The organism is Synechococcus sp. R3-13, from assembly GCF_047462195.1.
Taxonomy (GTDB): Bacteria; Cyanobacteriota; Cyanobacteriia; order Thermostichales; family Thermostichaceae; genus Thermostichus.
This window is the reverse complement of the sequence record NZ_JANSIO010000249.1, coordinates 1-8,471: the sequence shown is the minus strand read 5'-3', so window position 1 is coordinate 8,471 and position 8,471 is coordinate 1. Positions and strand designations below refer to the sequence as shown.

Here is an 8,471-nt window from a genome sequence, read left to right as displayed (position 1 = left end):
TGCAATAGGCATATCAACTCTCCACTTCTGAACACTCAGTTCCTGAACGTTGTCGAACCCAGCAACAAGGCAAAGTGATCTCGCTTGTTGGGTTCGCTCATGCAATCTCCTTTCGATTTCATCAGAGAGATCCTCTGCCCAAATCTCGATTGACAGCTTTTCCCGGCGACACCTACCCCAGCCACCAGAGACCCCCCTCTGAGGGGAGAAGGCTCTGAGCCACAGACCTCCGACTGAAGTCAGAACAGGTTGTAGGAGCCATCAGGGTTAACCGCAACTGTCACTCAGGCGGGCAAAGCTGCCAACTCTGAGCTAAGTCCACATCTTTCTTGTACAAAATCGATCATACAAAATTGACTAGGACAGCTCAGAGAAGGGATCCCCGACTTAACAAAATGATATCCCTATTTAATCCTGGACGAAAATCAATATTTTTAATTAGCACGATAGCTTTTTATTAAGAGAGGCAAAATTGTTATCAATTCAAAAATAATTCTTGACATCTTTTCAACTTTCACCGCTCATCGACTCCTGGATCATCGGCGCAGCGAGGGGGGCACTTCCAGGCCGTGGGCTTCCATGAGGTCGGCTCGGCCCATCAGGTGGGCCGGGGATCCCTGGGCCCAGATCCGACCTTGATCCAACAGGATGACCTGATCGCACACCTCCAGGATCAGCTCCAGATCGTGGGAAGCCAGCAGAAAAGTGTGGGCGGCCTGTTGCAAAAAAACTATCAACCGGCGCCGGGCTCGCAAATCGAGGTTGGCCGTCGGCTCATCGTAGAGCACCAACTGGGGTTTCATCGCCAGGATCCCGGCAATGGCGACCATGCGCTTTTCCCCACCGGAGAGGTGATGGGGGGGACGATCAGCCAAGTGCAGAGTGCCGGTCAGGTGCAAGGCCGCTCGAACCGCAGCCGCAATCTCCCCCTCAGGACGGGCCAAATTGCGCAGTCCAAAGGCCACATCTTCGGCCACCGATGGGGCAAACAGTTGATCGTTGGGATCCTGAAACACCAACCCCACCTCAGGGCGAAACTGGCCGGGCCGCAGCGGCTGGCCAAACAAACTCACCTGGCCAGAGCAGGGGGGCAACAGGCCGCAGAGGGTGAGGAACAGGGTAGTTTTACCCGCGCCATTGGGGCCGATCACCCCCAGATGTTGCCCGACCTCGACCCGCAGATCCAGCCCTTGCAGCACCGGCGGATGACCGGGATAAGCTGTCCACAATTGGTTCACCTCCACCGCCGGCACCGGGTTCATAGCAAAGCTAGGGCATCCGCACGTCTTTCCAGCGCTCCTGGGTGGCCGTGGGGGTAAGTTGCAAGGTGGGCACACTGGGGCTGGTGAGGTCAATCTGGACGATGTCGTCGGGCGTACACTCGCAGTAGCGGCGCAGATCCCGCATTTGGTTGAGGGTCTGAATTTGCAAGGGCAAGCGGTCGGAAATCGGCCCCAGGTAGACGTTGCCCAGCTCAGTATGCAGGGTAATTCCCGCTCCAGATTGCCAATCCACTGCCCTGATCTGAATTTCAGACTGCTGTAAAGCCCTGAGCAACAGCGCCCATTGCTCTGGGGTGTGGTTCTCCCAGCCCAGCAGCTCCAGCTCAGGCCAAGACTTGGGGGAACGGTAGGGATCCGGAGACAGCCAGTTGCCTTGGACATCCACCCAGCCCAGTTGGTTGCCCCATCGCGCCCGCGCCACAGGTTGCCGTTCTCGCACCTGGACGATTACCCCCACCGGCAGCAGCCGTCGCTGCACCTGGACGCTTTCGATGGGAGAGGGGCGGGTCGGGGATCCCAGCAAAGCCCTTTCCAAAACAGCCGGTTGCACCTGCCAAATGTTGAGGGGATACTGCAGGGGCAATTGTGCCCGTATCCAGGCGGGATCGACCCAGTGGGCACCCTTTACCTGAATCTGTTCTGGCTGACGAATTTGCCAGTGGGGCTGCCGTAGGCCCAGCACCAGCAGCGCCAAGAGGGTCATCGAACCGGTCAGGCGCCAGGATCCCTGCCAGAATCGGCTGCGCCGTTGCCGACGCAAAAGCTGCCTACGCTGCAGGATTTGTTCACGGTTGGGAGCAGCCAGGAGTGCCATGGATCCCCCTTCACCCCATCACGGGGTATGCAGATGGGGAACATTCCGTGCTTCTACTCAACCCGCCATCTCCTGAACCTGATCCGCCCGCAGCCAAACCGTAGGGGTGGGAACAGCCCCAAACTTAATCTGCAGGTAGTCACCTTTGATATCCACGACTTCTCCGGGGTCTCGAAAACGTAGTTGGGAATGAAAGGATCGCTTGCCTGCGCTTCTAAGCTACCCTCCAGTTTCTCGCGGATAGCCCGCACCAAGGTGCCTCGCTTGATTGCCATTGCTCCTCCTCAAGTTCAGTCGCGGATTAGTCGGCTCGATAGCAGTTGTATCACGCCTGCCGCTGCCGTGAAGAGGAAAGCTGGGATCCAGCCCCTGGTTGGCTCTGACAGGGATCAACCTGAGTTTGGCTTATTTGCGTTTTAGGCTGCGGGCCATATTGCGGAAGGTATCCATGTCCGATCCCCCCTGACGGCGTGGGCTTGCTCCGCTGCTGCTTGAAGCGGAGGATCCCTGCTCAGCAGCAGTTTCAGGAGTTTTGGCTTGCTCTGTGGACAACTTAACTTTGCTGAGGGAAGAGACCTGCTCCACCACCTCCACCTTCTCCTTGCTGCCGAAATCCTGGAAGGTGTGCTTCACGATCCTGGGGGTGCGCATATACTCGATGTTGCCAAGGGTTTTGGCTTCATCTGGGTCGAGAAAAAAAGTATTGTCGTTTTTCGCTTTCTTTGGCGTTGGCTTAGCAACAGTTTCCGGTGAGGACGTGGCCGCAGCTTTGCTGCGCGAGCCGAACAAGCGCTTGAAGATGCCTACCATGGTCGTTTTGCCTGCAATGGGAAGGAAGTTGAGCCGGATCCCTAGGCACTGATATTGGCCACCCGCCCTTGGCAAGGTGAGGGCCAGGCCCGGTCATGAAATAATGTTAAGCCAACTTAGAGCACCCTGCCCTCCGGGGCAGAAGGGTTTCTGGATCCCGCACCTCAGAGGGAGAGAGTTTCAACCTCTGGCAAAGGGTTTGGCCGATGGCAATGTAACTCATCCCCAAAGCATCTCAGGATCAGGAAGTTCAGGGATCCCTGTAGCCGACTGCCATACAACCTTCTGGCCGAGAAATTGGCTTACGCTCGCTCCTCTCTTCTAGAGAGCCAGAGGAGTTTCCTCATACGCTAGATGCGTTGTCTTAGCTAGCAGTGGCTATATGGCTATACCTATATGGCTATACAGTGAAGTAAGAAGTCCAAAAACTCACTCCAGGCTCAGATAAGTAAAAACTGCAGTATGAAGCTGTGCCTCCAGATCGGCCTGGTAAGAAAACCTTACTGCTGCACTTTTGAGGTGTAGTGTACTTCAACCCTGAGGGGAGCGCCCAGGTTCAAGGCAGTGCCAATACACCGGGCCAAGATTTGAATGTTAAGCCGCTGATCCGTCGATTCTAAACTTGTTGCAAGCCGACTCTTGCTTGGACCAACTACGGGTGAACGCTGTACGCTCATCTTAACAGACTCCCTTTTTTGGTGAGGGCTGAACAACCAACTGACTTTCAGGTGATGTTATTGAGGAATCTCAAAGGAATACCGACCAGCAGCATCCAAGAACCTGCTCTTTGAGATTAGGATGATTTGCCCTTCTTGTGCATCGACAACCCTACGGATTTATTAGGCAAGACACTCTTGGACTTTAAGGGATCCCACGGAAAAAGAATCTCTACTTTGCGAAACTTTGCGAAGCACTTTTGGGTAGAGATGAGGACGACCCGGAAAACTGGCTCTCGGTTTCCTGCGCACGCTCGCCAACTGCCAAGATGCTCTACCCCAAGTGGTTGGGGATCCAGCCGCATCGGATTGCCTGGCAACAGGGTTGCCGTAGGTTTCTGGAAGAGCTGTGCTGTTTGGCGGGTTCGGTCTGCCGCGGCTCCCTGTAAAGGATGGATGTTGCCGCCCCGCAGTTGGGCATTGCTCTATTCTGGGATGAGCCCTCTTATAATGAGCATTGGGAATTCAACTGTCCCTGCTGCCCATCCGCCTGGCTGGGTGCTCTTCGCAACCTGGAAAGGGGCAGCCGAGCCGCAAAGTCTGGGATAACTGCTGTTACGTTTTGAGAGGAATCCATGTCTCTAGTTTTCAACCTGGTGAAGCGTTTGCAGCTCATCCTGCTCAGCCTTGTGGTTGGGGGGTTGGCTGTGGCGTTCTTGTCCAACCCTGCTGCTGCCGAGACCTACATTGTCAAAATGGGATCTGACAAGGCCCAGTTGGTCTACGATCCGCCTTCTCTCACCATCAACCAAGGGGATACCGTTCAGTGGGTGAACAACAAGGTCTACCCCCACAATGTTGTCTTCGACAAGGTGCCCGGTGGAGATGCGGCTCTGGCCGCCAAGCTCTCCCACAAGGCACTGCTCACTGCTCCTAAGCAGGTGGTGGAGTCGGCTTTTGTTGATGTTCCTCCAGGTGAGTACACCTACTACTGCACGCCCCACCGTGGGGCCGGAATGGTCGGCAAGATCATCGTGAACGGCTAAATCCACACCCCAAGTTCTGAACTTCTAGGGATCCCACTTTTGGTTTTGCCTTGCTGGACAGGGATCCCTGCCTTTAGCATAAAAGTTAGCCCTCTCGGGAGTGGGAGGGCTTTTTAGCGAATGAATACGCATTCGACCGGCTTGCCCTGTACTGCGCAAGTGTAGTTCTCAAACGGGTTCTCTATGACCACCAGCGTTAAAGGTTACCTGCTCTTGGCCGTTTCCTGCCTCAGCGCCATTGCTGCTGTTGGCTCAATTTTCGAGTTGGCTTCTGGCGAGCCGGATTTTGGCGTCGGCCCCACCAGCATCATCTTGGTTGTCGCTGCTCCATTGGCCGTTTGGCTGTTTCAGGCTGCGGTTGGAGCGGCACGGGCCGGCAATACGGCCGGAAAGGGGAGCAAAAAGAAAAAGTGAGAAGATGGTGAGAACCCTAGGCAAATGGATATGGAGTCAGCGGGTTTGCTTCAAGGAGACCTCAGACTCCCTCTCGATTTCAGTCAGTTGGTGAAACTCCGGCAAGAGCTCCCGGTTCTGCACAGTTCCAAGAGCTGATTCCAAGCCGGCGGTAGCTAGAGTACAACTGGAGCCAGAACCATTCAGTACGGTCTCGGCGACCCGTCCATCTTTGCCGATCCGATATTCCACCTTGATGTACTCAGGCATCCGCACTCCACTGGTTACCGAACAACAACAGGTTCTTCCCCATTCTAGTTCTTGCTTCCTTTTCCTGGGCTAGATCTGGCTGGGCTCTATGGCTTCTGCTCGTCCCCCCTTCCAGGCTGCCAAAAGGGATCCCGGGATCCGGCGAGACCTCGGCTTGGGCGTGGGGGCATTGGTGTGTGTGGTGCTGATCGGCACCCTCTGGTACCACGGGGTGGAGCAGTGGCCTTGGGTGGAAGCTTTTTACATGACCGTTATCACCCTAACCACCGTGGGCTTCATGGAGGTGGGGCCGCTGGGGGAGCGGGGGCGTTTATTTACGGTGGCCTTGATCCTGATGGGGGTCTTGAGCATCGGCTTCATGGTGAATCGCTTTACAGAGGCCCTCATCCAGGGACATTTTCAGGAAGGGATCCGGCAACGGAAATGGAAGAAACAGATGGAAGCGCTGAACAACCACTACATCATTTGCGGTTTCGGGCGCATTGGCCGGCAGGTGGCTCAAGAGTTTCGAGCAGAAGGGGTGCCATTTTTGGTGATCGATCAGTCTGCTGAGGCGATTCAGGTGGCTCAAGAGCTGGGATATGTGGCTCTCCAGGGGGATAGTACTCTGGATGCCACTTTGCTGGAAGCGCGGGTGCAACAGGCGGAGGGGCTGATTGCCGCCCTGTCTTCCGATGCCGAGAACCTCTACGTGGTCTTGTCGGCCCGCACCTTGAACCCCCGCATTCGCACCATTGCCCGCGCCAATACGGAGGAGGCTTTGCAAAAACTGCAGCGGGCGGGCGTTGCCCATGCCATTTCTCCCTACATCACGGTCGGAAAACGCATGGCGGCGGCTGCCTTACGCCCCCGGGTTGTGGACTTTGTGGATGGCATCCTTGTCGGTCGGGATCGCACTTTTTACCTAGAGGAGTACGAGCTGGCAGCCCAAGAATGTCCTTATGTCGGGCAAACCCTACGGAAAGCCGATTTGCGCAACCGATCCGGAGCTTTAGTGGTGGCGATTCGACGGGCGGATGGCCAGTTGATTGGTGGCCCCAGCGGAGAAACCCTGTTGCAGCCGGGGGATCTGCTGCTGTGTATGGGCACCGCAGAGCAGTTGCGCCGGCTTGGACAGTTGCTCTATCCACGCCCGTAGCAGCTTGTTCTGGGTAGCCTGGCTCAAATCCGCCTCAGAATACTGGGGCCATGAGAGTCGGTGCCACAGGTTTTCAAAAGTCCGTAGGTCTCGGCCAGCTCTTCGGCTTTCTCCGTCACTTCCGGGCTAGGGATCCAAATCTCCGGGTTTTTGTAGGCGTAGTAGACCTCAAGGCCGTCTATTCCCAACTCCGCTGCTGCTGGGACAATTTCCTCTGCAGGCAGGCAATAGCGAAAGGGATGGGCCAACACCGCCAAGCCTCCTGCCGCTTGAATGGCCTGGATCGCGTCGGCGGCGGGCAAGCCGGGAACCTGCTCCCCTTGGGCAAAGGGATCCAGGACACCATCGGTGGGATCGAAGCCGTAGCCGAGAATATGCACTTCACAGCCCAACAGGTTTGCGGTGATCTCGATCCCCGGCCACAGGATGGGGTCGTCGGGACGATCCAAGTGGGTGCGTGCTCGTTCGTAGCCCTTCAGGGTGTGGTGATCGGTGATGGCTAGGCCCTTGAGGCCGTGCCGGCGCGCCTGCTCCGCCAGATCCACGGGATCCATCTGCCCATCCGAACAGCGGGTATGCAGGTGAAAGTTGTACTGCAAGGGACAAGAATGGGGGCCAACCCTCTGCAGCACCTGCCGCAACTCCACAGCGGAAGCCACCACGCAGGGATCCCGTTCCAAGCTGACAGCCATAGCCACCCTTGGGTTCTGAAGTTTTATTAAGCATGTCCCCCCATTGTAGCCAGGGGTAGGGGTCAGTGCCATGTGTCAAAGGCCGCTGAGCTGAGGGTTCAGAAGGGATCCCTAGCCGTGGGCCAGTACTTCCTCAGCAGCACGAGTTCCTGCCCCTGGAGTGAAGTCGCTGTAGCCCGCCGTGTGTAAAGCCGACTCCAGAGCAGCCAAGGTCATCAGCACATCGCGGTCGCTGATAAAGCCCAAATGGCCGATGCGGAAGATCTTGCCCTTGAGGTGATCTTGTCCGGCAGCAGTGGCCAGATCAAATTGCTTCTTCAAGATGCTGCGAAGGGTATCGGCATTGATCCCTTCGGGAGCCAGCACGGCTGTCACGGCGGGGCTAGCCGCAGATTCTGGATCAACCAAGAGCTTAAGGCCCAGAGCCTTAACACCGGCGCGGGTGGCTTGGGATAACCTGGCATGACGCCGGTAAATGGCCTCCAAACCCTCTGCCCGCATCATCTGTAACGTCGTTCGCAGGGCATAAAACAGGTTCACCGCCGGGGTAAAGGGAGTGGTGCCCTGGTGCAGAGCCTTTTGCGCCAGCTTAAAGCTCCAGTAGTACTTGGGAAACCTAGAGCGCTCCGTAGCGGCCATGGCCCGCGGGCTGACGGCCACAAATCCCAGCCCTGGTGGGATCATATAGCCCTTCTGGGATCCCGAGGCCACCACATCCAAGCCCCATTCGTCCATCAGCACCGGCATTGCCCCCACGCTGGTGACCCCATCCACCAGGACGAGGGCTTCCCCGTGCTCGCGGGCAGCAGCAGCAATGGCTTGGACATCGTTGGCTACGCCGCTGGAAGTCTCCGAGTGGGTGAGGATGACGGCTTTGATGGTTTTTTCCCGGTCGGCAGCCAGCTTTTCTTGGAAGATCTCGACGGGGTAAGGGATCCCCCAGGGGGTTTCCACCCGCTCACACTGAAGGCCAAACTGCTCGGACATTTCCGCCCAGCGCTCCCCAAACTTGCCGTTCACCCCCACCAAAACCCGATCCCCAGGGCTGAGGGTGTTGAGGATCCCGGCTTCCATAGCGCCGGTGCCACTGGCGGAAAAGACAAACACATCTGAGGTGGTTTGGTGCAGCCAGCGCAACCCATCGGTGACCTCTTCCAAAATGGCGGTGAACTCTTTGCTGCGGTGCTCGATGGGCCCCCGTGCCATCGCCAGCAGAGCACTCTCGGGAACGGGAGTGGGGCCGGGGATCATCAATATCAGCTTGTCTTTCATGCTTGCCCTGCTTGGGATGCAAGTGAGGTTTGAAAGGTGGCGGCCAGATTCGAACTGGCGCATAGAGGTTTTGCAGACCTCTGCCTTACCACTTGGC

Annotated in this window: 9 protein-coding genes and 1 pseudogene; 3 read left to right on the top strand and 7 right to left on the bottom strand. The window is 56.9% G+C overall.

The genetic code is table 11. The features are described from left to right. Nucleotides 1-536: 536 nt before the first annotated feature. The 4 genes and pseudogenes from NW856_RS07795 to NW856_RS07780 all read right to left on the bottom strand — a co-directional run bounded on the left by NW856_RS07795 (nt 537) and on the right by NW856_RS07780 (nt 2,907). On the bottom strand, nt 537-1,262 hold the full coding sequence (locus NW856_RS07795; protein ID WP_414399732.1) for an energy-coupling factor ABC transporter ATP-binding protein: 726 nt from the start codon (nt 1,260-1,262) through the stop codon (nt 537-539). Between the two features lie 7 nt (nt 1,263-1,269). Further along, the gene (locus tag NW856_RS07790; protein WP_414399731.1) at nt 1,270-2,097 is read right to left on the bottom strand and encodes a cell division protein FtsQ/DivIB; all 828 of its coding nucleotides are present in this window, start codon (nt 2,095-2,097) and stop codon (nt 1,270-1,272) included. Between the two features lie 57 nt (nt 2,098-2,154). Continuing rightward, nucleotides 2,155-2,372: pseudogene (ndhO, locus tag NW856_RS07785) on the bottom strand (NAD(P)H-quinone oxidoreductase subunit O). Nucleotides 2,373-2,502: 130 nt separating this feature from the next. Continuing rightward, nucleotides 2,503-2,907 carry a hypothetical protein gene (locus NW856_RS07780; protein WP_414399730.1) on the bottom strand — a complete coding sequence of 135 codons (405 nt, stop codon included), beginning with the start codon at nt 2,905-2,907 and terminating at the stop codon, nt 2,503-2,505. Nucleotides 2,908-4,198: 1,291 nt separating this feature from the next. Between NW856_RS07780 and petE the strand changes: the two genes are divergently transcribed. Both petE and NW856_RS07770 read left to right on the top strand, forming a co-directional pair. After that, nucleotides 4,199-4,609: a plastocyanin gene (gene petE, locus NW856_RS07775; protein WP_011433401.1), complete on the top strand. Its 411-nt coding sequence runs from the start codon at nt 4,199-4,201 to the stop codon at nt 4,607-4,609. Between the two features lie 183 nt (nt 4,610-4,792). Beyond that, the gene (locus tag NW856_RS07770) at nt 4,793-5,023 is read left to right on the top strand and encodes a hypothetical protein (RefSeq protein WP_011433402.1); all 231 of its coding nucleotides are present in this window, start codon (nt 4,793-4,795) and stop codon (nt 5,021-5,023) included. A gap of 36 nt (nt 5,024-5,059) precedes the next feature. Here NW856_RS07770 and NW856_RS07765 read toward each other — a convergent pair whose 3' ends face one another. Then, complete coding sequence (locus NW856_RS07765; RefSeq protein WP_414373745.1) at nt 5,060-5,272, bottom strand: DUF2997 domain-containing protein; 213 nt, start codon at nt 5,270-5,272, stop codon at nt 5,060-5,062. Between the two features lie 88 nt (nt 5,273-5,360). Here NW856_RS07765 and NW856_RS07760 point away from each other — a divergent pair, with 88 nt between their 5' ends. Then, nucleotides 5,361-6,410 carry a potassium channel family protein gene (locus NW856_RS07760; RefSeq protein WP_414399729.1) on the top strand — a complete coding sequence of 350 codons (1,050 nt, stop codon included), beginning with the start codon at nt 5,361-5,363 and terminating at the stop codon, nt 6,408-6,410. Between the two features lie 23 nt (nt 6,411-6,433). On the opposite strand, the gene NW856_RS07755 is transcribed toward NW856_RS07760, so the two are convergent. After that, nucleotides 6,434-7,102, bottom strand: a complete 669-nt coding sequence (locus NW856_RS07755) for a PHP domain-containing protein (RefSeq protein ID WP_414399728.1) — start codon at nt 7,100-7,102, stop codon at nt 6,434-6,436. Between the two features lie 111 nt (nt 7,103-7,213). After that, nucleotides 7,214-8,374 carry a pyridoxal-phosphate-dependent aminotransferase family protein gene (locus tag NW856_RS07750; RefSeq protein WP_414399727.1) on the bottom strand — a complete coding sequence of 387 codons (1,161 nt, stop codon included), beginning with the start codon at nt 8,372-8,374 and terminating at the stop codon, nt 7,214-7,216. Nucleotides 8,375-8,471: the final 97 nt, after the last annotated feature.